Genomic DNA, 25,296 nt, shown 5'->3' with positions numbered 1-25,296 from the left:
GCTGGCCCGCGTTTCATGGCGCTCACGCGTCTCTCCCCATCAGTCAGTCAGGTACGCTCGATGAGCATCAAATCCGACAAGTGGATCCGTCGCATGGCCGAAAGCCACGACATGATCGAACCCTTTGAGCCCGATCAGGTGCGCTTTCACGATGAGCGCCGTGTGATTTCCTACGGCACTTCCAGCTACGGCTACGATGTGCGCTGCTCGGATGAGTTCAAGGTCTTCACCAACATCCATTCGGCGACGGTGGACCCCAAGCACTTCGACGAGAAGAGCTTCGTGGACGTGAAGGGCGATTCCTGCGTGATTCCGCCCAACTCCTTCGCGCTGGCCCGTACCATCGAGTACTTCCGCATTCCGCGTAACGTGCTGACCATCTGCCTGGGCAAGTCCACCTACGCGCGTTGTGGCATCATCGTCAACGTGACGCCGCTGGAGCCGGAGTGGGAAGGCCACGTCACCCTCGAGTTCTCCAACACCACCAACCTGCCGGCGCGTATCTACGCCAACGAAGGCGTGGCGCAGATGCTGTTCCTCGAGTCCGATGAAGTCTGCGAGACCAGCTACAAGGATCGCGGCGGCAAGTATCAGGGCCAGCGTGGCGTGACTCTGCCGCGTACCTGATACCCCTTGCTGCGCGCTCGCTATCGTGCGAGTTGTCGCGAGTATCTGGCCGTGAGCGGCAAGTTACTTGCGTGCGGCAAGCCAAGAGCGCCTCCTTCGGGAGGCGCTTTTTTGTGCCTGCTTGTGCCTGCTCGTGGCGACGTGTGCCGACGGTGGCAAGAGAGGCGACGATGGCAAGAGAGACGCCGGTGGCAAGTAGCGAGAACGTGGCACGCTCGCAAGGCGCTGAGTCTTAGCCGGAAGTTGAACGAAACACGTGATTCAATCACTCGTTTTATTGCCTATGCTTGTCTGCAGGCCACCCCAGAGTGGCTGCAGGACGGATACCTCCCACAAGCAAGGGGCACGCCATGCCATCGCGTTCACATCGCGCTGTATTCCCGCCGGCAAGCGCCAGCGGCCTGGTCCGACGTTTTACCCTCAGCGGTCTCGCCCTCGCCATCAGCACCACCTTGCTGGCGACTCCCGCGCAGGCCTATTCCAATCTCTATCTCTTCGGCGACAGCCTGAGCGATTCCGGCCAGTTCCCCGATACCACCCTAGGTGGCCTCAACAGTCTGCGTTTCACCAACCGCAGCGGCCCGGATTACGAGAACTCGGCCTATGGCAGCGTCTCGACCCAGTTGCTGGCCACGGAACTGGGGCTGGCGGCAGAGCCTTCCACCTCGGTGATCTATCAGCTGGCCGGCTTCAGTGACGGCACCAACTACGCGGTGGGCGGCTATACCACGGCGCAGATTCTGGCCTCGGTGACCGACGAGGATGGCTCCGAGGTGGTCATCCCGCCGGGCAGTACCGGTGCGGGCACGGTGCTCAGGGTCGAGGATGGCTATCTGGTCAGCACCGGCGGCAGTGCTGACCCGGACGCCCTCTATTACGTCAACGGCGGTGGCAACGACTTCCTGCAGGGCGTGATCACCTCGCCGGCCACGGCGGTCGCCTCCGCCGGCAATCTGGCCTCCGCGGTGGAGGCGCTGGCAGCGGCGGGTGCCACCACCATCATGGTTTCCAACCTGCCGGATGTCGGCAGCACCCCGGCCGGTCAGTCGGCGGGCGCGGCGCAGGCGGCGGGGACCTCCGCGCTGGTAGACGTCTTCAATGATGCGCTGGGCGCGCGACTGGCGGCGCTGGATGGCGAAGTCAACATCATCCGCCTGGACACCGTCGGCATTCTCGAGGAGGTGCTGGCCTCGCCGGCCGAGTTCGGTTTCGCCAGCGACGTGTCATTGACCAAAGTCTGTTTTTCAGGAGACTGCGATGAATCTGTTTATGAACTAGGGGGCGTACAAGAAGACCCTGACAAGCTGCTGTTCAATGATGGCGTGCACCCGACCACCGCCGGCCAGGAGATTCTGGCCGACTACGCCTATGCGATGCTCGCCGCGCCCTCGGTGCTGGGGCTGGCGCCGCAGCTGGGCACGGGCGCGCTCAATGCCAGTCAGCGCAGTCTCGGCGATGAATTGCGTCCCGGTGCGCAGGACAGGCGCTCAGGGGAGGGCGTGCGCGTGTTCGCCATCGGCTCGGCCAGTGGTGGCACCGGCGATGGCGAGACTCCCAGCGGCCAGCAGGGCTTTGACAGCGAGCAGCGCGCTGCGGGTGTCGGCGTGATGCTGCCGCTGGACAACGCCCTCGGCCAGGCCTGGGGCGGCGTCGCCGTCAGTCAGCGCACTGCGGACTTCGATGTCGATGATGGCAGTGAGCTGGAGCTGGAAGGGCAGGTGTTCAGCCTGTTCGCGCGTCAGCAGCTGGGCAGGTTTGGCGTCCAGGCGGTGGCCAGCTACGGCGACTTCGATTACGACCTCGATCGCCATGTCGCGCTGGGCCAGTCATCGCGCACCCTGTCCGGTGAGACCGATGGCGATGGCTTCAGCGCCGAGGCGCGTCTCGATTATCGCCTCACCGCTGCCGATTCGCTGTGGTACAACGCGCCCTTCGTGGCCTACCGCCATACCGAGTCCGACATCGATGGCTACACTGAATCCGGCTCTGCCGCCAACGCCCTGAGTGTCTCGGATCAGACGCTCCGCGATCGCCGGGTCGAGGCTGGCTTCATGGTCGACCGCGCCATCGCGGAGGGTTTCGGCCTCTACGGTGAGCTGGCCTACGGCAAGCGTCTGGATGACGACGCCGACAGCGCCGAGGTGCGTCTGGCGAGCCTGCCGACCAATGCCTACCGCGGCGAGGATTTGGATCGCGGCAGCGACAACTACCTGCGTGTCGATGGCGGCTGGCGCATGCAGCTCGGCCGCAATGCCATGCTGCATCTGGGCGCCGGCATCGAGACCTGGGATGAGGTGACGGCGCGCGGGGAGGTGGGGGTGAGTTACACCTTCTGAAAGCGAAAGCCGCTGAGAGAGGAGTGAAGCTTGAAAACAAGAAGACCCCGCGACATCGGCATGTCGCGGGGTCTTCTGTTTTCAGCTCGCTGTCAGCTTGCTATCAACTTTCTATCAGATCAGTCGGCCTTGCCAGCAAGGCAGCGTCACTGATCAGTCTTCTTCGCCTTCCGGCAGCTCATCGCTGAGCTCTTCTTCCACATCGGCGTGGGAGAGGCGCAGACCGCCCACCGGCAGATTGTGGCCGTCGAGCTTGGCCACTTCCCCGTCGAGCTTCAGGCGGCCTTCGAGGAACCAGCGCACCGCGATCGGGTAGATCAGGTGCTCACGCGTGTGCACGCGCTCCTTGAGGCTGGCTTCGTCATCGCCTTCCAGCACGTTGGCGACGGCCTGGATCGCGACCGGGCCACCGTCGAGCTCCTCGGTGACGAAGTGCACGCTGGCGCCGTGTTCCTTCTCGCCGGCTTCCAATACCTTGCGATGGGTATCAAGCCCCGGCCAGGCCGGCAGCAGCGACGGGTGAATGTTCATCAGACGCCCGAAGAAGTACTGCACGAACAGCGGCGACAGGATACGCATGAAGCCGGCCAGCACGATGAGGTCCGGTTCATGACGTTCGATCACCTTGATCAGCGCGGCGTCATAATGCTCGCGGGACTCATACTCCTCATGCGGCAGCGCCACGGCATCGACGCCGGCGTCACGTGCACGCACCAGGCCGTAGGCATCGGCCTTGTTGGAGATGACCGCGACCACGTCGCCGCCCAGCTCGTCGTGTTCCTGTGCTTCCAGCAGCGCCTGCAGATTGCTGCCGCTGCCGGAAATCAGTACCACGACGCGCGGGCGAACCGGCGCATCGTCTGCCTCGAAACCGTTGCCGAAGCCGCCGAGAGTGTCACCGTTGGAGGCGTTGGTATTCGGTTCGATCATGCGGACAGATTCTCCAGCTGGACCTGCTCTTCCATGCCGTTGCGGGCGCGGATGCTGCCGAGGGTGAAGACGGTCTCGCCCTGGGCTTCCAGGTGAGCGCGCGCGGCGGTGGCGTCGGATTCAGCGACGACCACGACCATGCCGACACCGCAGTTCAGCACGCGGTGCATCTCGTGTTCTTCGACGTTGCCCTGCTGCTGCAGCCAGTCGAAGACCGCCGGACGCTTCCAGCTGGCGACGTCGATCTCGGCGGTGCAGTCTTCCGGCAGCACGCGCGGGATGTTCTCGAGCAGGCCGCCACCGGTGATGTGGGACATGGCGTGCACGGACAGGCCGCTTTCCTTGAGCAGCGACAGCAGCGGCTTGACGTAGATGCGCGTCGGCGCCATCAGGGCGTCAGCCAGCGGCTGGCCGTCGATTTCCTGCTCCAGCAGGGAGGCATCGGCGACTTCGAGAATCTTGCGGATCAGCGAGTAGCCGTTGGAGTGCGGGCCGGAGGAGGCCAGACCCAGAATCACGTCGCCTGCGCCGACCTTCTTGCCGTCGAGGATCTCGGACTTCTCGACCACACCGACGCAGAAGCCTGCCAGGTCGTAGTCGCTGCCTTCGTACATGCCGGGCATTTCAGCGGTTTCGCCGCCGACCAGCGCGCAGCCGGACTGCAGGCAGCCTTCGCCGATACCGGTGACGACGTCAGCGGCGATGTCGATGTCGAGCTTGCCGGTGGCGTAGTAATCGAGGAACTGCAGCGGCTCGGCGCCAGCGACCACCAGATCATTGACGCACATGGCGACCAGATCGATGCCGATGGTGTCGTGACGGTTGAGGTCCATGGCCAGGCGCAGCTTGGTGCCCACGCCATCGGTGCCGGTGACCAGCACGGGCTGGCGATAGCCTGCCGGCAGTTCGCACAGGGCGCCGAAGCCACCCAGACCACCCATCACTTCCGGGCGGTGAGTGCGCTTGGCGACACCCTTGATGCGTTCGACGAGGGCGTTGCCTGCATCGATATCGACACCTGCATCCTTGTAGCTCAAGGAAGTCTTGCTGGGCGAGGAGTCCTGGGGGCGTTGCGTCATGTGAGGTTCCTGTCGGTGCGGCCTGGGCGGTGAGACACGATCGATCGCGGGAAAAGAAAGGCGGCCATTGTAGCATTGCGCTTCGCGGCTGACACTGTGCCGATTCACAAAACCGCATCAAAATGTGAAAAGGCCGCCACGCCAGTCATGGCAGGCCTTGTCGCACCTTGGGTGGCACCGGGGGAGGCAATGTCAGACGCGTGAGCGGCGCGTGTCTTGTGGGTGACTCGGCGACAGGCAACAATGGGTGATGCGTGCGCCGTCGGCAGTCAGCCGTCACGAGTGCCCCACGGCTTGTCTCAAGGAGTGAAGATGCAGCGTAAATGGTGGTTGCTGGCCGCAGGCGTGGCCTTCCTCGGCCTGTTGGTGATGCTCGAACCGATTCTGATGCCGTTCTTCATCGGCATGATTCTCGCCTATCTGGGTGACCCGCTGGCCGACTGGCTGGAAGACAAGGGTCTGTCGCGCCATCTGGCGGTCACGCTGGTGTTCAGCGTGCTCTCGGTGGTGCTGTTGATCGCACTGCTGGTGCTGGTGCCGCTGCTCGGGCGTCAGCTGGCGCAGTTGATCAGCTTCATGCCGGTGGTCTTCAACTGGATACGCGAGACGGTGCTGCCGGAAATCCAGTCGTTCACCGGGCTGGATTTCAGCGCCGACTTCGATCAGGTCCGCTCGCTGCTGCTGGGCAACTGGAAAGAGACCGGCACCTTCGCCGCTGCGCTGCTGGGCACCGTCTCCAAGTCCGGGCTGGCGATGGCCATCTGGCTGGGCAATCTGGCGCTGATTCCGGTGGTCACCTTCTATCTGCTGCTCGACTGGGACCGCATGAAGGAGAAATTGCAGGGCCTGCTGCCGCGCCATATGGAGCCCACCGCCACGCGTCTGGCGCATGACTGTGATGAGGTGCTGGGCGCCTTCCTGCGCGGGCAGCTGCTGGTGATGCTGAGTCTGGGCATCGTCTATGCCATTGGCCTGGCGATCATCGGGCTCAAGTTCGCGCTGTTGATCGGCTTGGTGGCGGGGCTTGCCAGCATCGTGCCGTATCTTGGCGTCATCGTCGGGATTCTGATCGCGGCCACGGTGGCCTTCTTCCAGTTCGGCGAGTGGTGGGCGCTGCTGGCGGTCGGCGGAGTCTTCGCGCTTGGCCAGCTGCTGGAAGGCGTGGTGCTGCAGCCGCTGCTGCTGGGCGACAAGATCGGCCTGCATCCGGTCGCGGTCATCTTCGCGGTGATGGCGGGCGGCCAGCTGTTCGGCTTTACCGGCATTCTATTGGCCCTGCCGGTGGCGGCCGTGATCATGGTGCTCTTGCGTTATCTGCATGATCGCTATAAAAACAGTACTTTATATGACCAACAGCGTGATTCTCGCCCCGCGGTGGCTGCCGATCAGCCAGCGCCGCCGGCGGCAGAGGATACCCAGTGATCGAGAGACGAGATCACGGCAACAACAATCAGCATGACGGATGGCAATGACTCAGGGACAGATGGCACTCGGCGTCGGGGTACGTGACGCCGCGACCTTCGACAACTACCACTTCACCTCGACCTCGCTGGCGGAGGCCCTCAAGGGGCAGCTTGCCGACGGCGGGGAGCCCTTCGTCTATCTGTGGGGCGGTGAGCAGAGTGGGCGTAGCCACCTGTTGCAGGCGGCCTGTCATCTGGCGGGCGAGCAGGGCAAGCGTGCCTTCTATCTGCCGCTCAATGAGCTGGGTCACTTCCCGCCGCACATGCTCGAAGGGCTGGATGAGATGGACCTGGTCGCCATCGATGATCTCGATGTGGTGATCGGTCGTCAGCGCTGGGAAGAGGCGTTGTTCCACCTCTACAACCGCCTGCGCGACGGCGGGCGGCATCTGCTGGTCAGCGCCAGCTGCGCACCGCGTCTGCTGCCCGTCATCCTGCCGGATCTCGCCTCGCGGCTCTCCTGGGGCGTCACCTTCCACCTCTCGGGGCTGGATGACGCCCAGCGCCTCGAAGCGCTCAAATTGCGTGCACGTGACCACGGCCTTGCACTGCCCGACGAAGTCGCCCGCTACATCCTGCATCGCGGGCCGCGCAGCCTGCCGGGCCTGTTCGCGGCGATGAGCGAACTCGACAACGCCTCGCTCTCCGCCCAGCGCAAGCTGACCATTCCCTTCGTCAAGCAGACGCTCGGCTGGTAGGGCAGCGTCTGCGCGGGCCTGGTGGCCCAAACTTGCCTTCATCACGACCGCGGCACCGATATTGCAGTCTCTTTCCATCATCTCTGTCTGAGGACACGCGGCATGAACAGGTTAGACAAGCATCGGGAGCGCATGCACAAGCAAGCCAACTCGATCGGCAACTTCCTGGTCGAAGGCTTTCACTATCTCGGCCTGTTCGCCATCGGCGGCGCGATTGCGATCGCCTCGGTATCGGCCTTCTTCGAGATGTTCGCCAAGGGCTCGGCCAGCGTCGATGACATCCTGCTGCTGTTCATCTATCTCGAACTCGGCGCGATGGTCGGTATCTACTTCAAGACCAACCACCTGCCGATACGCTTTCTGCTCTACATCGCCATCACCGCGCTGACGCGCTACCTCATCGGCGATGTCTCCCACCACAAGGCCCCCGATATCGGCCTGCTCTACCTCTGCGGCGGCATCTTCTTCCTCGCCCTCTCGGTACTCGCCGTGCGCTTCGCCTCCTACAAATACCCCTCCAGCAAAGCCATCGACCCAATGGGCGGGACGGTAGGGGACGAGGACTCGACGCGATAAGCCCGTGTTTCAGTAGCTCCTGACAACAAAAAAGGCCGCGATCACTCGCGGCCTTTTTTCATTCTCCACTCAGCGTCAGACACAGCCTGCGGCTGCCGCCGTGATCACGGTGTTCACCGAGCCAGATGCCTTGCCAGGTGCCGAGGGCGAGGCGGTTGACGCCGCGACGGGCTTCGACGGGCAGGGTGAGCTGAGTGCCGAGCAGGCTGGCGAGCACGTGGGCGGGCATGTCGTCATCGCCTTCCAGTGTGTGGCGGAAGTAGGGCAGGTTGCCGGGCACCAGGCGGCGCAGGAAGGCATCCATGTCGTGGCGCACGTCGGGGTCGGCGTTCTCATTGAGGGTCAGCGAGGCGGAGGTGTGCAGCAGCTGCACATGCAGCAGGCCGACACTGACCGGCGGCATTTCGGCCAGTGCCTGCTCCACCTCGTCACTGATGAGGTGAAAACCGCGCTTGCGGGCGGAGAGGGTGAGAGTGTCGCGTTGCCACATAGTAGTTTCTAATCTTAGTTTGGGCGTTGATTGGTTTTTAGTGTGCTAGACAGTAAATAGCGATCGTGGTCCAGTGTTGCTTACTTTTTCTATTGTTTGAGATAGATCGCATTCTGTCAAGCGGCGTAATGTTGATGCTGCGATAAACTGTGATCCAATGGCTAATTTGACTACTTGGAGTCGTGTCATACCTGCAGAAGAGTAACGGCTATTAACAAAATGCGGCATTTTATGTATAACCGAAGTGATATTCTCATCATCACGGTGGCGGCGTGCTGAAAACATTTTTTTAGCAAGAAGATCTAAATCATGACTCTTGATGTCTTTTATTTTTGCACCTTGATAAATCAGCGCTGCTTTTAGTGATAACTCCGATGTCATATGTATTGATTGAATTATCGTGTCATTGGACGTTAAGTTTGGTAGCGCGTTGCTCAAGTCTTCTAAGCATGATTGTGCCAATTCCCAGTATGTTGCTGCTTCAGTATTGGTGTTTTTAACGTGCTCAAGGCCCATGCTAAGGTCATAGATATCTGCAATTGCGTAATCCACGCCAAGAGCTATGTTTTGTTTGTTGTGGCACCAGTTATTGTACTCTTTGTGCGTGGTGAATCCTGCTATTTTCCAAGCTATAAACGAAGATTTCCCATAATTAAGTGGGAGAACAATTTTCTTGGTTTTATCTAGAGAGCTTATGAGGCCAATACCTGCTCCAGGCCAACTGCTATCAGCTTCGGGAAGTACTGTTTTGTAAGCCTGTACTATTTTCTTTACTTCTATAGGATCCAAGTTTTCAAATGATACACTACTTCCTAATATTTCGATCGCAGCTTTTAGTGGACGTTGGTGCATAGGTATATCTTCTAAAGAAAATCTATAGTCTATTTTTCGAAGATCATCTAAATTCCATTTTTTCATTAGCTAGTACTCTGAGTTGTTAGAATAACTTTCCACTTAAGCATAGTCGAAATAATTGATGTAAAAATAGTGGATCACCTAAAAAACAAAAAGGCCAGCCCCTGAGGGCTGGCCTTTTTGCTGCGTGCCGTGCTGATTCAGCTCACCGCGAGGGTGAGAGCCAGCGTTGCAAAGCTTGAATCAACCGGCAGTGGTAGCGGCTTCGCTGACGGTGCGGCGGGCGGCCTTGGCGGTGACGCGCTCCGGCTCTGACTTGCCGATCTCGCGGGCGAGCCAGTCGGCGAGCATGCGCACGCGGGTCGGGATCGGGCCACGCGGCAGCAGCATGCCGATCTCGACCGGCGGGATCTCGCTGCATTCCAGACGCTTGAAGGACTGGCCGTTGCGCTCGCTGAGGGTATTGACCCAATCGGTCGGCAGCACGGCGCGAATCAGGCCATCGGCCACGTAGTCGGTGAGGACTTCGAGGTCATCTGACTGGATGTGATTCGGGCGCGGGTCTTCCGGGTGACGCGAGAGGGAGGTACCGGACACCAGCGGTTCCAGCTCGCCCCACGGCAGTTCTTCCGGGTTCTCGACGTGAGAGGCCGCGTAGGCCGCCTGATGCCAGTGGGTCAGCGGGCGGAAGACGTGGGTGCTGCCGGCCAGATGCGGGAAGCCGATCACCAGGTGCGGCTGATTCTCGAGAATCTCGCGACCGTTGTGCCACAGCTTCAGCTTGATATCGACGCCTTCGTGTTCCGACAGGAAGCTGGTCAGCGCGTGACCCAGGAAGTGACGACCCAGCGACGGCGTGGCGTGGATACGGATGGTACCGGTGAGATCTGACTGGCGGTCTTCGATGGCGCGGTGCGCTTCATCATCGAGATTGGCCATCGAGCGTGCGTAACGGTAAAGGGTCTCGCCGGCTTCTGACAGGCGAATGCCACGATGACCACGCTCGACCAGGCGAGTGCCGAAACGGCCCTCAAGGGCGTCGAGGCGACGGCTGACGGTAGACTTGGGCAGGCGCAGACGTTCTGCTGCGCGGGACAGGCTGCCGAGGTCTGCGACCATCAGGAAGGTGTTGTAGGCGTCGATATCGCTCATCGAATAGGTCCGGTTGTTCAGAGGGTCGGGGTGTGCCGTCAGGGAAACACCCACCTTGTACGGGCCAAACGGGCCCGTTGCAGCGCCAGTCGCTGCACAACGGATTGCCTGTCGATGACCGTGCCCCTCAGGCCGCAGGGGGAGGCCCCCGGGCAAAGACGCGCTCATCGATCAACAACCGTCACTGCCAGCCGAGCACCTCAGCGCGCGGCGACAGGTCTTGCATCTGCTGCAGATATCCTCAGGGCCGAGGCCATGACAGGGTACTGCCTTGGCGTGACAGCAAGCGCCCTTAATCTGAGCACGCTAACTATATCACTCTGCTCGTAGTGTTGCATCTAAAGTCGCATGCATTGCGCAAATCCGATCTCCGCAGGATGAAACTCTGCCGTGAAGCGAGAAATTTGCGTGGGCCAGGCACTTGTCGAGGCATGTCGGCTAAGACGTCAGTGGCTGGCGATGGTTCCGTATCTGATGACAGACAGGTGATAAAAAAGTGAATTTGGTGGCTGCACGGGTGAAAAAGTGTGCAAATCGGGCCGTTTCTGGCAGTTGAGGCACAATCTGGCGCTGTGAGTGATGAGAAATGACGCGGCCTGATTGCAGAAGTTGCAGAGCGGCGTTGCAGGAAGTGTTGATGACGCAAATGTGCAAACGCGTGCATTATCTCGTTCGCAAAGAGAATCATTATTATTATTAATCTTGGGAACCCACCGCTCATGACCGATCGCCTCTCTCCGTGCGTGGCAGCCAGCGCTTCCCGCGCCACTGCTTTCACTCCGCGTCCGCTGGTGGCAGCCATTGCGCTGCTGTGTGCCAGTACTGCCCATGCAGAGACGCTGCAGATGGACACGCTGCAGATCGAGGACGATCGCCTCAACGCGACCGCGGTCATCGATAGCGAAGAGATCGCGCTGCATCAGGCGCATGATCTCAAGGATGTCTTCCGTGATACGCCGTCCGTCACCGTCGGCGGCACCACTGCCTCGTCGGAGATGATCTACGTGCGCGGTCTGGAAGACACCAACCTCAACATCAGCGTCGATGGTGCCAGCCAGAACGGCTACCTGTTCCACCACAGCTCCAGCTTCAACATCGAGCCGGAACTGCTCAAGCGCGCCGAAGTCCAGGCCGGACCAGGCGCCGCCGACAATGGCCCCAACGCCCTGGGCGGCAGCATCAAGTTCGTCACCAAGGATGCCCAGGACCTGCTCGAGCCGGGTGAGACCTTCGGCGGCATGGTCAAGGGCAGCACCGAGTCCGCGGCAGATGCCGTCAAGGGCACGCTGTCCGTCTACGGTGAAGTCGCGCCGAACGCGGGCCTGCTGTTCTCGACCAGCGCACGCAACAGCGATGACTACCGCACCGGCGGCGGTGATGAAGAGGAAGGTACCGGCGGCCATCAGCGCAGCTACTTCGGCAAGTTCAGCCTGCTCGACCAGGGCGCGCACAGCCTGCGCATCAGTGCCGAGCACAACGAGGACAGCGGCATCTACTGCACGCGTCCCAATATGGAATGTCAGCCGTTCAACAACGTGAAGGTCGACACCGAGCTGAGCCGCGACACCTACACCGCCAATTATGACTATGAGCCGGGCTCGCGTCTGGTGGACGTGCACACCAACGTCTTCCACACCAAGACCGAGCTGGACCGCACCACCGTCTCCACCGGCGCTGAGCTGAACGCCGATGTCGAGAGCTACGGCGGTGACCTAAACAACACCTTCCGTTTCGGCCCCGAGGACATGAACAACCGTCTGACGCTGGGTAGCGATTACGTCTACGACGAATCCAGCACCGGCAGCTTTGACGAGAAGGCGCGCAACCTCGCACTCTACGCCCAGCACCGCATGACGCTGGGCGCGGTGGACCTGTCCTTCGGCGCGCGTGTCGATGACTACAAGACCGAATATGCCAATGGCGAGACGCTGGATGACACCGATGTCAGCCCGAACGCGAGCCTCAACTGGCGCGTCGGCGGCGGTGTCGAGCTGTTCACCAGCTACTCCACGGCAGTGCGCGGCAACAAGGGTCGTGAAGCCATCCTGGCCGACGATGGCGTCGGTGTCGGCGAGACGCTGACCGTCGAGCCGGGTCTCGAGGCCGAGACCTCGCGCAGCACCGAAGTCGGCGCGCGCTGGAAGGGCAATGACCTCCTCACCCAGCGTGACCGCGCTGGCCTGGAAGTTACCTACTTCGATACCCACTTCGACAACTACATCACCGATGAGACCGTCGGCAGCGAAACCACCATCTACAACATGGAAGGCATCGTCACCAGCAAGGGTGTCGAGGCGCGTGCCACCTACGGCATCGGCGGCTGGGACATGACGCTGGGCTACCTGACCATGGACCTGGAAGACAATCAGGGCGAGACCGTGGTCGACGACATGGGCCTGGGCAACCAGACCGGTGATCGCTGGAGCCTGGACAACCGCTACACCTTCGTTGACCCGCAGATGACGATCGGCTGGACCGTGACCGCCTACGAGCGCCTCACCGACCTGCCGGATGATCAGAGCGAGCGCGCCGGTTACGCCACGCACGATGTCTACGCCAGCTGGGTGCCGCGTGACATGCAGGACCTGACGCTGACTGCCGGTATCTACAACCTGTTCGACAAGGAATATACCGACCAGAACACCTACTTCCTGGAACCCAACGATCGTCGCGGCATCACGACGGGCGCCATCACCAGCCCGGGGCGTGACGTGCGTCTGTCAGTGGCGTATCGCTTCTGATCAGAAGGCTCTGAACCCGCAAGTTCGCACCTGACAGGGTGTCATCGCCAGCGATCGTGATCCAGGCTCGCAACGCAGGATGCTTCACTGGCAAGACCCTCGCAGCGCCATCGTGTTCTTCACGGTGGCGCTGTTTCGTTTGCGGGGCGCACAGAAGGGCGGGGCTGCCAGCTCCTGCTGACTGCTGACTGCTGACTGCTGCCTGCGTCGCGCGGCCACGCGGTGCTACCGATTCATCAGACCAGGCCCGCCTGCTGCCTGCGTCCCGCAGGCGGGCTGTGCTACCATCGCGACCAAATGTCGGAGAGCGTCTGCGCGACTCTTCGCACTGCACTCACGTTCCCGCCACTGGCGGGTGATCGTTCGAATAAGGAAGGATGCATGGCGCTTCTGAAGATTTTTGTCGGCACGATGTATGGCGGTTCACTGGATGTGGCCGAGCAGGTTCAGCCGTTGTTCGAGCAGGCAGGCTACACGGTCGAGGTGCTCGACCAGCCGACACTGGCCGACCTGACTGACGCGCGCCCTGATCTGGCGCTGTTCGTCACCTCCACCACCGGCAGTGGCGATGTGCCGGGCAATCTGACCGGCTTCCTCAATGCGCTGTCTGCCGAGTCCCCGGCGCTGGATTGGCTGCGTTATGGTCTGATCGCCCTGGGCGACAGCTCCTACGGCGAGACCTACTGTGGTGCGGGGCGTCATCTGGATGAGCGTCTGGCCGACCTGGGCGCCACGCGTCACGGCGAGCGCCTGGAGATCGACGCCATGGAAACCTTCATGGCCGATGACGCGGCGCTGTCGTGGGTCGAGAGCTGGATTCCGACCCTGCCGGCCACGGCCTGATCCTGCGGCGGTGGGGTCGCCCGCCGCCTGCCTCTTCTGTTGTCCGTTCTTTCATCGAGACTGCTTCACATGCCGAAACTGAATCCTGATCATCCGCGTGCCCGCAACCTGACGCCGCAGCGCGTCTCCGTGCTGGCGGGGCTGGCGGTGGTAATGGTCGCCAATATTCCGCGTTTCCTGATCAGTGGCGAGAATACGCGTCTGATGCTGATCGTCGGCTTTGCCGTCGCCGTCAGCGCGCTGGGCATCTACATCTATCGCCAGCTGTCAGACACCGCCAAGGCCAAGGTGCCGACGATGATGCGTCGTCTGCTGGTCTGGCTGGTGGTGGGGCTGGCGGCGATGGCGGCGTTCAACTTTGCCGCGCCGATGCTCAACCGCCCTCAGGAAGGAGCGCTTGAGATACTGGTCGATGGCCTGACGCTGGGCCTGCTGGCGCATGTGATCAGCATGTGGATGCAGCGCCGCCGTGGTGAGGAAGGCTGAGCCTCGGTTCTTGCGCTCCTGTCAGCAAGATCTTCCCTATAAACAAGAACGCCCCGATCAGCGATGATCGGGGCGTTCTTGTGATGGCGCTCTTGTGATGGCTGGTGAGGTGACGACACGCCTCAGCGTGTCATCACCGGGCCATTTACTTGCACAGAGTGTAGCAGGGCACGTAATCGCTACCCGGCAGCTTCATGCGGCCCTGGGCGACGAAGGAGGTGAGCAGGGCGTCGAGACGCTCCATCAGCTCGGCTTCGGCGGTCAGGCGGAAGGGGCCGTCGCGCTCGATCTCCTCGATGCCTTCCTTCTTGACGTTGCCGGCGACGATGCCCGAGAAGGCACGACGCAGGTTGGCCGCCAGTTCGTGCACCGGCTGGTTGCGGTGCAGCGCCAGGCCCGACATGTTGGCGTGGGTCGGCGCGAAGGGCTGCTGGAAGTGCGGGGCGATATGCAGGCGCCAGTTGTAGTAGAAGGCATCCTGATGCTGGCGACGGAATTCCGCCACCTCGTCGATGCCACCGCGCATGGTGCGTGCCACCTCGACCGGGTTGTCGATGATGATGGTGTAGCGCGAGCGCGCTTCCTCGCCCAGGGTATAGGCGATGAACTCGTCGATCTGCTTGAAGTACTCGGCGCTGGACGCCGGGCCGGTGAAGATGATCGGGAACGGCAGCTCGCTGTTTTCCGGGTGCAGCAGAATGCCGAGCAGATAGAGAATCTCTTCGGCGGTGCCCACGCCGCCCGGGAAGACGATGATGCCATGTGCGGTGCGCACGAAGGCTTCAAGGCGCTTCTCGATGTCCGGCATGATGATCAGTTCATTGACGATCGGGTTGGGCGATTCGGCGGCGATGATGCCCGGTTCCGAGATGCCCAGATAGCGACCTTCCGTGCGACGCTGCTTGGCGTGCGCAACGTTGGCGCCCTTCATCGGGCCCTTCATGGCACCCGGGCCACATCCGGTGCAGATGTCGAGATCACGCAGGCCGAGGTGGTAACCCACGTCCTTGGTGTACTCGTACTCCTCGCGGTTGATGGAGTGACCGCCCCAGCAGGTGACCAGACTCGGCTCACGCGAGGACTTCAGCGCCCCGGCGTTGCGCAGGATATGGAACACCGCATTGGTGGTGCCTTCGGTGGTCGTGAGATCGAAACGCGGGGTGTTCTGGATCTCGTTGGCCACATAGACGATGTCACGCAACACGCTGGAGAGATGCTCGCGAATGCCGCGGATCATCTTGCCGTCGACGAAGGCATCGCCGGGCGCATTGTCGAGCTTGAGGCGAATGCCGCGGTCCTGCTGCAGCACCTCGATCTCGAAATTCTTGTGTGCGTTGAGCACCGCGACGCTGTCATCGGTCTGGCTGCCGCAGTTGAGCACGGCCAGCGCACAGCGGCGCAGGATGTCGTGCAAGCCGTTGGAGGAGGTATCGCGCAGGCGATTGACCTCATCCTGGGAGAGCACTTCCAGGCTGCCTTCCGGCGAGATGATGGTCGAGACCAGCATGGAGCTGGCATCACGTGAATAGGTCGTCGCTTCGCTGGTGACAGAATTCATGACTGTCTTCCTTGTGTCAGGCGCCCACGGTGGTCTGGGCGCGTTTCCGGGCTTCTGCCCAGAGTTCAGCAATGCGCTCGCGGTCGTCCACGCTCATGCTGTCCTGGGCAAAGGCGTGCTGCATCCACTCTTCAAAGGTGGCGTCAAAGTCTTCCGCGACCACATCCTCGGGATCGTAATCGGCGTTTTCCAGCACCAGTTCCACCTGGGGAATCATGTACCCCAGCGGGAACAGGTCATTTTCGGCACAGTCGCTTTCCATGGCGAGCAGCGCCTTGTGAATGGCTTCGCCGCGTGCAGCCAGAGCATCAGACATCTAAAGCATCTCGTGTTTCGGGCCAGTCCGAAGATTGGCCAGGACAGGGGTAAAGCGCCGGGCCCTGGCGCGTCGCCGTGGCGTTGAACACGGCAGACGCAGCCAAGGTGGCAGCTGGCATTGTCCATGATGCTAACACGCGAGAGTGGCGGGGCGCAGCGCTGCGCATGGCGGCCAGCTCTGGTAGAATCATGTGCTTTGCGGGTCGGTGGCACCTGTGCAGACAGGGCAGTTGCGTCATGCAGGTCGTCGCCGGCAACACGATGCGCCGAGTCGCGTCCCCCGTTCGTGAGTGGTCAGTGCCTTCATGTTCAACGCCCAGTATTTTCGTACCTTCATCACACTGGTGGAGACAGGCAGCTTTACCCATACCGCGCGCAAGCTGGAGATGACCCAGCCCGGCGTCAGCCAGCATATTCGCAAGCTGGAGCAGTATCTGGGCCGCTCGCTGCTCAATCGCCAGGGACGCAAGTTCTCGCTGACCGCAGCGGGGCGTCGCTGCTATGACTACTCCATCAAGCTGTTCGCCGAGCACACCCAGTTCATGCACTCGCTGGATGATGACTCCCCGGACAGCGGCGAATGTCGCGTGGCCAGCCCCTCAAGCGTCGGGCTGATGTTCTACCCGTTCACGCTGGGCTATCAGCAGCAGCATCCGGGGCTGACGGTCAGCTACAGCTTCGCCTTCAATTCCGAGATCGTGCAGGACGTGCTGGCGGGTCGCTTCGACCTGGGCATCGTCACCGAGCCGGTCAAGCATCCGGACCTGAACTTCGAGCTGTGGCATCAGGAGCCGCTGTGCCTGGTGGTGCCCGCCGACTTCGCCGGCAACAGCCTCAACGAGCTGATGGCACTGGGCTTCATGAATTACGCCGATGGCGTCAACAATGCCAGTGCCTTGTTGCGTGAGAACTTCGCCGGCGAATTCCGCTCCATGAGCCACTTCCCGCAGCAGGGCTTCACCAACGATATCGGCATGGTGCTGGACGCCGTGGCGCGTGGTCTGGGCTTCACCGTCGTCTCGCGCACGGTGCTGGAGACCTCGCCGTGGCAGCGTCAGGTGCGCGAGATGCCGCTGACCGAAGCCGTCTACGAGAACCTCTACATCGTCACACGTGACAATGCCGAGGTGCCGCGCCGCTACGAGCAGCTGCTGGGCGAATTCCGCCTGCAGCGTCGCAATACGCTCTACGGCTACGCCGATGCGCCGGAAAGCTTCGACAACATGGACTTCGACAGCATGGTGTGACGCCTCGCATCATCATCTGCGCCTCCCGAAAGCCCGCTCTTCATGAGCGGGCTTTTTCGTGTCTCGCTGCCGCCATCTGCGCCGCATGCTGCGTCGCCCTTTGTGCACCACCTGGTTCCAGCCGCTGCCGCCACCTTACGACCAAGGCCTGATGCGGGGGCGGCGTACTGCGTGGGATGCTGAAAGCCAGCGCCTGGTGATTACAGACCTGTTTATTACAGACCTGGCTATTTCAGGCTTGGCTATGCTTGGCTCAGTCAGCGTCTTGCCAGCGCCTTGTTTGCTCATTTCGTGGTGTCTTGCCCATCAGGAGGTTCTGCCGTCGTGTCTTCATCCGGTTCTCGCTCCAGTGTCACGCCTCATGCCCAGGCGGTCTCCGCAGAGCATGCGCCAGCCTCCCCATCTCCCGAGGCATCAGCCGCGCCTGCCGCTTCAGCTGAATCAAGCGAGGTCTTCTCGCTGCTGGCGCGCATGGAGGCCGGCGAGCTGACCCCGGAGCAGTACGCCGAGGTCGCGCGTCGCTGCCGCTGGCCTGACTGGCAGTCGCGCCAGATGAGCGCCAGTCAGGCCGCCGAACTGATTCACGATGGCATGACGGTGGGCATGAGTGGCTTCACGCGGGCGGGGGAGGCCAAGGCTCTGCCGCTGGCGCTGGTCGAGAAGGCGCGCCGCGAGCCGTTCTCCATCACGCTGATGACCGGCGCCTCGCTGGGCAATGACCTCGACGGCCAGATGGCGGATGCCCACATGCTGGCGCGGCGCATGCCGTTTCAGGTCGACCCGGTGCTGCGCCGGGCCATCAATGCCGGCGAAGTCATGTTCATGGACCAGCACCTGTCCGAGACGGTGGAGCTGCTGCGCAATCACCAGCTGAGTGACATGAATGTCGCGGTGATCGAAGCCAGCGCCATCACCGCCGATGGCGGTATCGTGCCGACCACCTCGGTGGGCAACTCGGCCAGCTATGCGATTCTCGCCGACAAGGTGATCATCGAGCTCAATCTCGAGTCGCCGGCGGCGCTTGAAGGGCTGCACGACATCTACATTCCGCAGATGCGCCCCAGCCGGCAGCCGATTCCGGTGGTCGCGCCGGACTCGCGCATCGGCACGCCGTATATCCCGATGGACCCCGCCAGAATCGCCGCCATCGTGCTGACCCGCGGCAGTGACAGCCCCTCGACCTGCACGCCGCCGGATGACGGCACCCAGCGCATGGCGGGCCATCTGGTCGAGCTGCTCAAGCAGGAAGTCGCGCTGGGGCGTCTGACACCGGCACTGCTGCCGCTGCAGGCGGGCATCGGCAGCATGGCCAACGCGGTGATGAGTGGCTTGAAGGAAGGCCCCTTCGAGCACCTGACCATGTACTCGGAGGTGCTGCAGGATTCCACCTTCGATCTGCTGGATGCCGGCAAGCTCGATTTCGCCTCCGGCTCCTCCATCACGGTCACCGAGGAGCGTGGCCGCACGCTGTGGAAGGACCTCGAGCGCTATCGTGATCGCCTGATCCTGCGCCCGCAGGAGTTGTCCAATCATCCGGGCATCGTGCGGCGCCTCGGCGTGATCGCGGTCAATACGGCGCTGGAATTCGACATCTATGGCAACGTCAATTCCACCCACGTCTGCGGCACGCGGATGATGAATGGCATCGGCGGTTCCGGCGATTTCGCGCGCAATGCCCAGCTGTCGGTGTTCATCACCAAGTCACTGGCCAAGGGCGGCGATATCTCGAGCGTGGTGCCGTTCGCCAGCCACGTGGACCACACCGAGCACGATGTCGATATCCTGGTCACCGAGCATGGGCTGGCGGATCTGCGCGGCCTGGCACCGCGCGAGCGGGCGGTGCAGGTGATCGAGAACTGCTCGGACCCGAGCTATCGCCCTGCGCTGCGCGCCTACTTCGAGGAGGCGTGCCAGCGTGGCGGCCATACGCCGCATTGTCTGGAGCAGGCGCTGAGCTGGCATCGCGAGGTAGAGGTGAAGGGGCATATGCGTGCCATGCGCACGGCACCCGAACCAAGCCAAAACCTTGCAGGAGCGGCCCCGTCGCTGCCGGACGCCACTGCCTGATCGCACATCAGGCAGGGCGCTTGGGAGAGACAACCACAGGCAGGGTGTTTGGGAGAAACAACCAGGACGAGCGCTGGCAGGCGGCCTACTGATCGAGGCCGTTTTCCAGGCGCTCGTCTTCGCATTCCGGGCTGCCCATCTCGTAATCGCGGCACAGCTGCGGGCGCCGGTCGTAGATGGTGCACATCAGCGTCTCGCGGTCGACGGCGGCACACCAGCCATCGTCGAGGCGGCGCATGACTTCGCCGCCCCATTCATCCTCGTCGATCAGGTAGTCCGGCACGCCGGTATCGGTGAGCAGGATGACCTCAAGTCGGCAGCAGCAGGCCTGGCAGTTGCTGCAGGCGATCTCGTGATTGGCAGGTGTCGCAGCGCCGGCAGTGGCCGGCGAGACGTCGGTAATCGGAATATTCATCGGGTCAGGGTCAGCCACAGTGAGTCAGGCGCCAACATCGGCACGCTTCAGCCGGCAGTGAAACACACTCACGCACGGATTACTTGTAGACCTTGTCGATGCCTTCCCAGTAAGTCTCGGGATCACGATCGCGCGTCATGTCATACAGCTGATAGCGGCGGTTGAGGCGTGCGCCACCATCGCGGGTCAGCGGTGCCCAGGCAAAGCCGGTGCTGCCCTTGCTCGATGTCGTGAAGAAGGCATCCAGCGGGATGCTGACGTAGAGGCCCTTGTCGAAGCTACCCTCGCCGTAGTCATCGCCGGCATCGGTCAGGGTCGCCCAGGCGCCGACGCTGACCCCGTTGGAGAAGCTGCGCGACAGGTCCAGCGTCGCACCGACATCGCCGGCCAGATAGCGCCCCACCGAGCCCTTGACCAGCACATCGTGCCAGCCGGACTGCCAGTAGGCGGTGGCGTGACCGGTGGTGACCGAGTAGTCACGCAGGCCGAATTGCTGGTCGAACTCGCGCTGGCGGACGCGGTTGATGTCCAGCCCCAGTGCCAGCGAGCTGTTCATCGGGCGATAGAGCAGCTCGGCACCGACCCCGGCATACATCATCTCGAAAATGCCGCCGTAGGCCTGGGCGTACCAGTCGCGCCCGAACTGGTGGGTGCGGTTGTACTGCAGGCTGGTGATGCCCAGGTCGGTTTCCTTGATGTATTCCCCGACGTAGGTGCGCACGCGCGGCAACTCGGAATTGGCGATGTACTCGTAGCTGTCGAAGTTGTCGGCGAGCTGATAGGTCGCCACGCCGGTGAACCAGCCATTGCGGTCGGTGCGCCACAGGGCGTCCAGCTGCAGGTTGAGCTGATAGAGGTAGCCATCGGGACCGCCGAAGTTCTGCTTGAGGATCGGCGAGAAGCCCCAGCTGAAGCCGAACGGCTCGCGCGCCAGCTTGACGCCATCCCCTGTCGCCTGGCGTGCCGCGTCATCGGCGCTATTGGGCGAGATGGCACGGGGCGAGGCGGCATGGGCGGTGATGGAGTGCTCGTATTCGGCGCCGAAGCGACGGTCATTGGCGGCGGCCACGAAGGGCTGGCGCGGATGCTCATCTTCACGCAGCGCCAGACCATTGCTGCTCAGGCGATAGCGGAAGGTGGTGATCTCGGCGGGCAGGCGGTTGTGCAGCACGCGGTTGGCACGGCCTTCGGCCTGCAGGTCATCGCGGAAGCGCGTCGCCTCGGCCTCGACGATCAGGGTGTCGCCCTCGACCCGCAGCTGTGACACCTCAAGGCCGCTCTGGGCGCGTAGGGTATCGGCCAGCGCATCCCAGTCGACGTCGGCAAGGCGCGGGAGATCTTCTGCCTGCGGGCCGTCAGCCGCGCCGGGCTCGAGCGGGGAGTCCGCAGGCGCGCCGCCGAACGAGTCGAGTGTCAGCAGAGTGCCTTGCGCATCAGCTGACGGCTCTTCATGGGCCGACGGCTCTTCATGGGCTGAGGGCTCTGCCGCCACGCCTGCCGGTTGGGCAGCGCTGGCGGTTGAGGCGTCCGCGTTGAGCGAGCGCACGCGGAAGGCCTCGGGTGTCTGGTCGTTGCGATAACGGCTGTGGGTGCTGGGGGCGACCGCTTCCGGCGTGCCGTCGTCCTTGGCCTGGGCGAGCCCGGCCAGATTGGTCGACAGCGACAGCCCCAGCATGGCGGTGTTGCCTCGCTCCCAGCCGCCATGCAGCGACAGGTTGTCATTGACCTTGACGGTCGCGCCCAGATTGACCGGCGAGTCCTGCTCGATCTCCACCGTCAGTGGCTCGTCGGAGTAGTCGTTGCCTTCGTATTCCAGCATCAGGGTCAGCGGGTCCCAGGGCGTCTGGTATTCGATGCCGCCGAAGACGGCCGGGCTGCCGCTGAACATGCTGCCGAGCTGGAAGTCGCCGCCGTCATCGCTGGTCGAGTCGCTGCGCGTCTCGAGGCTGCTTCTCACCACGGCCAGCGGATTGCTGAAGTCGCCGCGCGTGCCCAGATAGCCCCAGCCGAGGCCCAGGCTGAAGTCGAGGTCGCCGTAGCGCTTGCTGGCGACCAGATACTCGGAGCTGAACAGGCCCGTACCACCGAGATCTCGCAGGCCCACCGCGATTTCGGGCTGATAGCGGCCTTCCTGCAGCAGGCGGAACTTGGTGTCGAAGGATTTATCCAGGTAGTCGCGGTCCGGGGCAGCCGCACCATAGCTGACGGTTTCCACCGAGACATAGCGAAAGCCCAGCTCCATCCAGTCGAAGGGCGCCGCGTTGACGCTGAAGCGCTTGTAGGGCTGGGTGCGGCTGTAGGTGAAGCTCAATTCGCCCTGGGGCGCAAAACGCGCCGTGGGCGTCTGCATCAGGCCCACGCCACCGAAGTCACTCTGGGATTCGCCGGTCACCGCATGGGCGATCTGCGCGCCCAGCAACCCGCCCGCCATGCCGAGTGCCAGCCAGCCATTGCGTGCCAGGGCAGGGCGCTGCTCGGGGCTTGAGTGCGTAACGTGATTGGCAGGGCGAAAAGGACTCGACATGGGCGTCTCGCATGCACGCAAGCCAGGGGCTCACGTACGTGAATAAGGGATTGGGTTCGCGGTCAGGCGCAGTGTGCTGCGCCGGGGCATCCTCGACGGCTAGCGCGGGGGTGTCATGAGGTCGGTAGCTCCGCGGCGTCCAGCTGCCAGCTCTGGCAGGCATGGCCCGGCAGGCGGCTGGCAAGCCAGGCCGGTAGCGCCTCGTTCACCCACTGCTGCGCGGTGTCGATGCCCGGCGTGCTGATCACTACGCTGGCGCCGGGGGCAACGGGCAGGTCGGCGTCGCCGCTGGTCAGACGATTCCAGCTCGCCACCGGGCGGGTCAGCACCTGGCCCTGTGGCGTCACCAGGCTGACCTCGACGGCTGGCCCGATACCGCCGGCAGCGGCGCGCTCATCGATCAGCGCGTCCAGACTGAGATTGGGCGTCCACTTGCGCTCGTGAACGCCGGTGGCGTCCAGAATCACCACGCTGCGCGGTGCCTGACAGGCCCCGACCACCATGCCCGGGGCGATGCGGATCGCCTGCGGGCCATCGCGCATGTCGCGGCGCGGGTCGAGCTGACCGGGCAGGCGCGCCACCACGGCGTCAGTGTCCGGCGCGCGGCCCTGCTCGACATAGGCCTGCCAGGCCTGCAACGCCTCGGCGTAACGCGCCTGAGGGCTTTCGTCCTTCGCGCCGACGGCGTAGCGCGCCGCGATCAGTTCGAGCTCGGCGCTGACGCGGTTGGCCCGAGCGGCCATCTGCTGGCGAATCAGCGGCGTGCTGACGAAGCTGTAGCGCCAATCCAGCGCCTTTGACGGCGCCAGGCTATCCCATTGCGCCTGCAGCACCTGACTGGCCAGCGGCGTGCTCGCGGCGCTGAACGGCAGCGGGGTGTCATCGGCGCTCGTCAGGGGCGCGGCCAGCAGTGTGCTCAGCCCGAGCGGCAGCAGGAGGGCGGCGCTGTTCAGACGGGCCAGTGATGACAGACGGGCCAGTGATGACAGACGGGCCAGCGATGCGAAGACGGGGATCACCATGCCTTGGCGACCTCCCAACCGAACCGCGGACCACCGGGCCAGGCCGTCATGTCGGCCGCCCAGACGCGATTCTCGTCGCGCCACAGGTCATTGCGCGTGGTGCTGCCGTCGTCCCAGCTCAGAATCTCGCGGCAATGCTGCAGCGGCAGTTCTGCCAGCGGCAGCGAATAGGGGGCGGCGGCCTCGCATTCGAGTCGCGCCGTGGCCTCGTGTACCTGCATCACGGTGACGTCGTCCTGGCGCTGGCTGCCGGTGGAGGCGGCATCCTGACGCTCCAGCCGACGCGGGTAGGGGGACAGCGCACTGACACTGACCAGATAGGTCGTGCCACTGGCCATCAACCAGGCCGGACGCGCCAGAGCGCGCCCGGTAGTACTTTGCTCACGCCTGTCTGCCACATCACGCGCAAAGCCTGAAGTGGCGGACAGGACGCCATCGCGCAATTCGAGGATGCCGCGGTCGCGACTCTCGAAACGCGCGATGCGCCCATTGCCTTCCAGCGTCGCCAGAACCACCAGCGCGGTGCTGTTGGCATGCTTCAGCTTGAGAGAGGCATAGGGCAGCTCGCTGGCACGTGTGGCGTCAAACTCGTCCTTGCCCATCACGTCACCGAGCGAACTCGAGACGATCTGGGCACAGCCGGAAAGCGACACCAGACACGCAAGGGTGCCGAAGGCCGCCAACGACCTGCTGCGCAGGACACGGGAGACCACCGAGGTAGCCGCCGTGCCCCGCGCAGGGCTTGAGAACGTGAAGCGTTGCGTCGCACGTGCCGTCTTCATCAGCGAGTCCCGGTTGAACCAGTGGTGCCGGTTGTCCCGGTGGTACCGGTCGTGCCGGTGCCGCCGCCGACGGTGCCGGTGGCCGCACCTGCAGCGACGCTGCCGCTGCTGGCGCTCGGCGTCACGCTGCCGGTGGCATTCTGGCTGGCAGTACCGGTGCCGGCTGCGCTACCTGTCGGCACAGTGCCGGTCGTGCCAGTGGTCCCAGTCGTACCAGTGGTGCCGGTAGTCCCAGTCGTGCCTGTAGTACCGGTAGTCCCAGTCGTACCAGTAGTCCCAGTCGTGCCGGTGGTACCAGTCGTACCAGTCGTACCAGTCGTACCAGTCGTACCAGTCGTACCAGTCGTACCAGTCGTACCAGTTGTACCGGTAGTCCCGGTCGTACCGATGGTGCCGGTCGCACCCTGAGGCGCTTCTTCTTCCGCGATGGCATTGCCAGCGAGAAGCAGGGCACCTGTCAGGCCGATGATGGCTCCGAGATGTGTCTTGCGCATGGATAACTCTCCTTGATGAGCATTGTCGGCGGTCAGCCGACCAGGAAGGGATGTCAGACCACGACGTGATGACTCAAGGACTGAGGCATCGGCGTCGAGGCTGCCAGCAGATGCTGGCAATCATCCAACCTGCTGCTGAAGATATCGATAGAGGAGAAGAGCGCCGTCCCTGACACCATCCCTGGCATCCTCCGTGGCGCGACCTCGTCCTGAGGTGTTCCTGTCATGACCGTATTCCCTGGTCATGCGCTTGCCGAAATTCATCGTTGCGCCTTGCTGTCTGCGCCTGACAGTCCTGTCAGATGTCAGCCGCTGAGCGGTTGATGCAGGAAGTCCTTCTCCGCACAGACACAAAGCCGATGAGTCGTGGCAAAGCGAGGCTCATGTTAACGAGAATATGTGAACTGTCTAGCGTGAAGCCTTGCGTATTATTCGCGTTGATCGCTTGAGGATTATTTATGTAAAAAAGAGTAATTGGGGTGTGGATGATTGGCGACGTGGCTGTCGATGTTCCACCGGGCGCTACGCCAGACAGGGTCCGCGTGGCGACTGGAATCCTGCGCTTGAGTGTGTCGCATTGCCGACGAAATGGG

The 25,296-nt window shown here is 62.9% G+C and carries 22 protein-coding genes; 10 read left to right on the top strand and 12 right to left on the bottom strand.

All coding sequences use genetic code 11. From position 1 onward, the window contains the following. Positions 1–60 precede the first annotated feature (60 nt). Both dcd and IZU87_RS11095 read left to right on the top strand, forming a co-directional pair. On the top strand, positions 61–627 hold the full coding sequence (gene dcd / locus IZU87_RS11100; RefSeq protein WP_043334107.1) for a dCTP deaminase: 567 nt from the start codon (positions 61–63) through the stop codon (positions 625–627). Between the two features lie 350 nt (positions 628–977). Next, a complete protein-coding gene (locus IZU87_RS11095) occupies positions 978–2,963 on the top strand; it encodes an autotransporter outer membrane beta-barrel domain-containing protein (RefSeq protein ID WP_213114546.1) in 1,986 nt (661 codons plus the stop codon). 153 nt (positions 2,964–3,116) lie between these two features. Here IZU87_RS11095 and purN read toward each other — a convergent pair whose 3' ends face one another. Together purN and purM are read right to left on the bottom strand one after the other, a co-directional pair. Continuing rightward, complete coding sequence (gene purN, locus IZU87_RS11090) at positions 3,117–3,893, bottom strand: phosphoribosylglycinamide formyltransferase (RefSeq protein WP_054556275.1); 777 nt, start codon at positions 3,891–3,893, stop codon at positions 3,117–3,119. After that, the gene (gene purM, locus IZU87_RS11085; RefSeq protein ID WP_054556274.1) at positions 3,890–4,972 is read right to left on the bottom strand and encodes a phosphoribosylformylglycinamidine cyclo-ligase; all 1,083 of its coding nucleotides are present in this window, start codon (positions 4,970–4,972) and stop codon (positions 3,890–3,892) included. Before purM ends, purN begins: the two co-directional genes overlap by 4 nt. 312 nt (positions 4,973–5,284) lie before the next feature. Here purM and IZU87_RS11080 point away from each other — a divergent pair, with 312 nt between their 5' ends. From IZU87_RS11080 to IZU87_RS11070, 3 genes are all read left to right on the top strand, one after another. Then, the gene (locus IZU87_RS11080) at positions 5,285–6,394 is read left to right on the top strand and encodes an AI-2E family transporter (protein WP_043334110.1); all 1,110 of its coding nucleotides are present in this window, start codon (positions 5,285–5,287) and stop codon (positions 6,392–6,394) included. 40 nt (positions 6,395–6,434) lie between these two features. Continuing rightward, entirely contained in the window at positions 6,435–7,133 is a 699-nt protein-coding gene (hda, locus tag IZU87_RS11075; RefSeq protein WP_043334111.1) for a DnaA regulatory inactivator Hda, read from the top strand. A gap of 102 nt (positions 7,134–7,235) precedes the next feature. Beyond that, positions 7,236–7,709 carry a phosphate-starvation-inducible protein PsiE gene (locus IZU87_RS11070; RefSeq protein ID WP_107336345.1) on the top strand — a complete coding sequence of 158 codons (474 nt, stop codon included), beginning with the start codon at positions 7,236–7,238 and terminating at the stop codon, positions 7,707–7,709. A gap of 58 nt (positions 7,710–7,767) precedes the next feature. Here the strand turns inward: IZU87_RS11070 and IZU87_RS11065 are convergent, their stop codons facing one another. From IZU87_RS11065 to IZU87_RS11055, 3 genes are all read right to left on the bottom strand, one after another. Further along, positions 7,768–8,199: a secondary thiamine-phosphate synthase enzyme YjbQ gene (locus IZU87_RS11065; RefSeq protein WP_136938633.1), complete on the bottom strand. Its 432-nt coding sequence runs from the start codon at positions 8,197–8,199 to the stop codon at positions 7,768–7,770. Positions 8,200–8,244: 45 nt separating this feature from the next. Continuing rightward, positions 8,245–9,117, bottom strand: coding sequence for a hypothetical protein (locus IZU87_RS11060; protein WP_213114545.1), 873 nt, complete (start codon positions 9,115–9,117; stop codon positions 8,245–8,247). Positions 9,118–9,297: 180 nt separating this feature from the next. Beyond that, the gene (locus IZU87_RS11055) at positions 9,298–10,206 is read right to left on the bottom strand and encodes a LysR family transcriptional regulator (protein WP_043334115.1); all 909 of its coding nucleotides are present in this window, start codon (positions 10,204–10,206) and stop codon (positions 9,298–9,300) included. Between the two features lie 719 nt (positions 10,207–10,925). On the opposite strand from IZU87_RS11055, the gene IZU87_RS11050 reads away from it, so the two are divergent. The 3 genes from IZU87_RS11050 to IZU87_RS11040 all read left to right on the top strand — a co-directional run bounded on the left by IZU87_RS11050 (position 10,926) and on the right by IZU87_RS11040 (position 14,276). Next, positions 10,926–12,947 carry a TonB-dependent receptor domain-containing protein gene (locus IZU87_RS11050; protein WP_213114544.1) on the top strand — a complete coding sequence of 674 codons (2,022 nt, stop codon included), beginning with the start codon at positions 10,926–10,928 and terminating at the stop codon, positions 12,945–12,947. Positions 12,948–13,328: 381 nt separating this feature from the next. After that, positions 13,329–13,790 (top strand): flavodoxin domain-containing protein, encoded by a 462-nt coding sequence (locus IZU87_RS11045; protein ID WP_213114543.1) that lies wholly within the window; start codon positions 13,329–13,331, stop codon positions 13,788–13,790. Between the two features lie 69 nt (positions 13,791–13,859). After that, positions 13,860–14,276: a hypothetical protein gene (locus IZU87_RS11040; RefSeq protein WP_213114542.1), complete on the top strand. Its 417-nt coding sequence runs from the start codon at positions 13,860–13,862 to the stop codon at positions 14,274–14,276. 145 nt (positions 14,277–14,421) lie between these two features. On the opposite strand, the gene ppnN is transcribed toward IZU87_RS11040, so the two are convergent. Beyond that, positions 14,422–15,834 carry a nucleotide 5'-monophosphate nucleosidase PpnN gene (ppnN, locus tag IZU87_RS11035; RefSeq protein ID WP_283248897.1) on the bottom strand — a complete coding sequence of 471 codons (1,413 nt, stop codon included), beginning with the start codon at positions 15,832–15,834 and terminating at the stop codon, positions 14,422–14,424. A gap of 16 nt (positions 15,835–15,850) precedes the next feature. After that, positions 15,851–16,150 carry a hypothetical protein gene (locus IZU87_RS11030; RefSeq protein ID WP_043334118.1) on the bottom strand — a complete coding sequence of 100 codons (300 nt, stop codon included), beginning with the start codon at positions 16,148–16,150 and terminating at the stop codon, positions 15,851–15,853. 307 nt (positions 16,151–16,457) lie between these two features. Here IZU87_RS11030 and IZU87_RS11025 point away from each other — a divergent pair, with 307 nt between their 5' ends. Together IZU87_RS11025 and scpC are read left to right on the top strand one after the other, a co-directional pair. Further along, positions 16,458–17,399, top strand: a complete 942-nt coding sequence (locus IZU87_RS11025) for a LysR family transcriptional regulator (RefSeq protein WP_043334148.1) — start codon at positions 16,458–16,460, stop codon at positions 17,397–17,399. 324 nt (positions 17,400–17,723) lie between these two features. Next, positions 17,724–19,466 carry a succinyl-CoA:acetate CoA-transferase ScpC gene (scpC, locus tag IZU87_RS11020; RefSeq protein ID WP_502711609.1) on the top strand — a complete coding sequence of 581 codons (1,743 nt, stop codon included), beginning with the start codon at positions 17,724–17,726 and terminating at the stop codon, positions 19,464–19,466. An 85-nt stretch (positions 19,467–19,551) separates the two neighbouring features. Here scpC and IZU87_RS11015 read toward each other — a convergent pair whose 3' ends face one another. The 5 genes from IZU87_RS11015 to IZU87_RS17720 all read right to left on the bottom strand — a co-directional run bounded on the left by IZU87_RS11015 (position 19,552) and on the right by IZU87_RS17720 (position 24,391). Beyond that, the gene (locus IZU87_RS11015; protein ID WP_054556269.1) at positions 19,552–19,881 is read right to left on the bottom strand and encodes a YkgJ family cysteine cluster protein; all 330 of its coding nucleotides are present in this window, start codon (positions 19,879–19,881) and stop codon (positions 19,552–19,554) included. Between the two features lie 79 nt (positions 19,882–19,960). Beyond that, positions 19,961–22,405, bottom strand: a complete 2,445-nt coding sequence (locus IZU87_RS11010; protein WP_213114541.1) for a YjbH domain-containing protein — start codon at positions 22,403–22,405, stop codon at positions 19,961–19,963. 113 nt (positions 22,406–22,518) lie between these two features. After that, positions 22,519–23,427, bottom strand: a complete 909-nt coding sequence (locus IZU87_RS11005; protein ID WP_213114540.1) for a hypothetical protein — start codon at positions 23,425–23,427, stop codon at positions 22,519–22,521. Next, positions 23,421–24,209: a YjbF family lipoprotein gene (locus IZU87_RS11000; protein WP_213114539.1), complete on the bottom strand. Its 789-nt coding sequence runs from the start codon at positions 24,207–24,209 to the stop codon at positions 23,421–23,423. The genes IZU87_RS11005 and IZU87_RS11000 overlap by 7 nt, the downstream gene beginning before the upstream one ends. Continuing rightward, positions 24,209–24,391 carry a hypothetical protein gene (locus IZU87_RS17720; protein WP_249330548.1) on the bottom strand — a complete coding sequence of 61 codons (183 nt, stop codon included), beginning with the start codon at positions 24,389–24,391 and terminating at the stop codon, positions 24,209–24,211. The genes IZU87_RS11000 and IZU87_RS17720 overlap by 1 nt, the downstream gene beginning before the upstream one ends. Positions 24,392–25,296 lie beyond the last annotated feature (905 nt).

This window comes from Cobetia sp. MC34 (assembly GCF_018340035.1).
GTDB lineage: Bacteria > Pseudomonadota > Gammaproteobacteria > Pseudomonadales > Halomonadaceae > Cobetia > Cobetia amphilecti.
This window is presented reverse-complemented; position numbering and strand designations above follow the sequence as displayed.

Bases quoted from the DNA above. Each gene is read 5' to 3' on its own strand.
- IZU87_RS11080 (WP_043334110.1), top strand. From the start codon at position 5,285: ATGCAGCGTAAATGGTGGTTGCTGGCCGCAGGCGTGGCCTTCCTCGGC.
- IZU87_RS11050 (WP_213114544.1), top strand. From the start codon at position 10,926: ATGACCGATCGCCTCTCTCCGTGCGTGGCAGCCAGCGCTTCCCGCGCC.
- IZU87_RS11040 (WP_213114542.1), top strand. From the start codon at position 13,860: ATGCCGAAACTGAATCCTGATCATCCGCGTGCCCGCAACCTGACGCCG.
- IZU87_RS11070 (WP_107336345.1), top strand. From the start codon at position 7,236: ATGAACAGGTTAGACAAGCATCGGGAGCGCATGCACAAGCAAGCCAAC.
- IZU87_RS11010 (WP_213114541.1), bottom strand. From the start codon at position 22,405: ATGTCGAGTCCTTTTCGCCCTGCCAATCACGTTACGCACTCAAGCCCC.
- purM (WP_054556274.1), bottom strand. From the start codon at position 4,972: ATGACGCAACGCCCCCAGGACTCCTCGCCCAGCAAGACTTCCTTGAGC.
- IZU87_RS11030 (WP_043334118.1), bottom strand. From the start codon at position 16,150: ATGTCTGATGCTCTGGCTGCACGCGGCGAAGCCATTCACAAGGCGCTG.
- IZU87_RS11065 (WP_136938633.1), bottom strand. From the start codon at position 8,199: ATGTGGCAACGCGACACTCTCACCCTCTCCGCCCGCAAGCGCGGTTTT.
- IZU87_RS11095 (WP_213114546.1), top strand. From the start codon at position 978: ATGCCATCGCGTTCACATCGCGCTGTATTCCCGCCGGCAAGCGCCAGC.
- hda (WP_043334111.1), top strand. From the start codon at position 6,435: ATGGCAATGACTCAGGGACAGATGGCACTCGGCGTCGGGGTACGTGAC.
- IZU87_RS11045 (WP_213114543.1), top strand. From the start codon at position 13,329: ATGGCGCTTCTGAAGATTTTTGTCGGCACGATGTATGGCGGTTCACTG.
- IZU87_RS11055 (WP_043334115.1), bottom strand. From the start codon at position 10,206: ATGAGCGATATCGACGCCTACAACACCTTCCTGATGGTCGCAGACCTC.
- IZU87_RS11005 (WP_213114540.1), bottom strand. From the start codon at position 23,427: ATGGTGATCCCCGTCTTCGCATCGCTGGCCCGTCTGTCATCACTGGCC.
- IZU87_RS11000 (WP_213114539.1), bottom strand. From the start codon at position 24,209: ATGAAGACGGCACGTGCGACGCAACGCTTCACGTTCTCAAGCCCTGCG.
- ppnN (WP_283248897.1), bottom strand. From the start codon at position 15,834: ATGAATTCTGTCACCAGCGAAGCGACGACCTATTCACGTGATGCCAGC.
- IZU87_RS11060 (WP_213114545.1), bottom strand. From the start codon at position 9,117: ATGAAAAAATGGAATTTAGATGATCTTCGAAAAATAGACTATAGATTT.
- purN (WP_054556275.1), bottom strand. From the start codon at position 3,893: ATGATCGAACCGAATACCAACGCCTCCAACGGTGACACTCTCGGCGGC.
- dcd (WP_043334107.1), top strand. From the start codon at position 61: ATGAGCATCAAATCCGACAAGTGGATCCGTCGCATGGCCGAAAGCCAC.
- IZU87_RS11015 (WP_054556269.1), bottom strand. From the start codon at position 19,881: ATGAATATTCCGATTACCGACGTCTCGCCGGCCACTGCCGGCGCTGCG.
- IZU87_RS11025 (WP_043334148.1), top strand. From the start codon at position 16,458: ATGTTCAACGCCCAGTATTTTCGTACCTTCATCACACTGGTGGAGACA.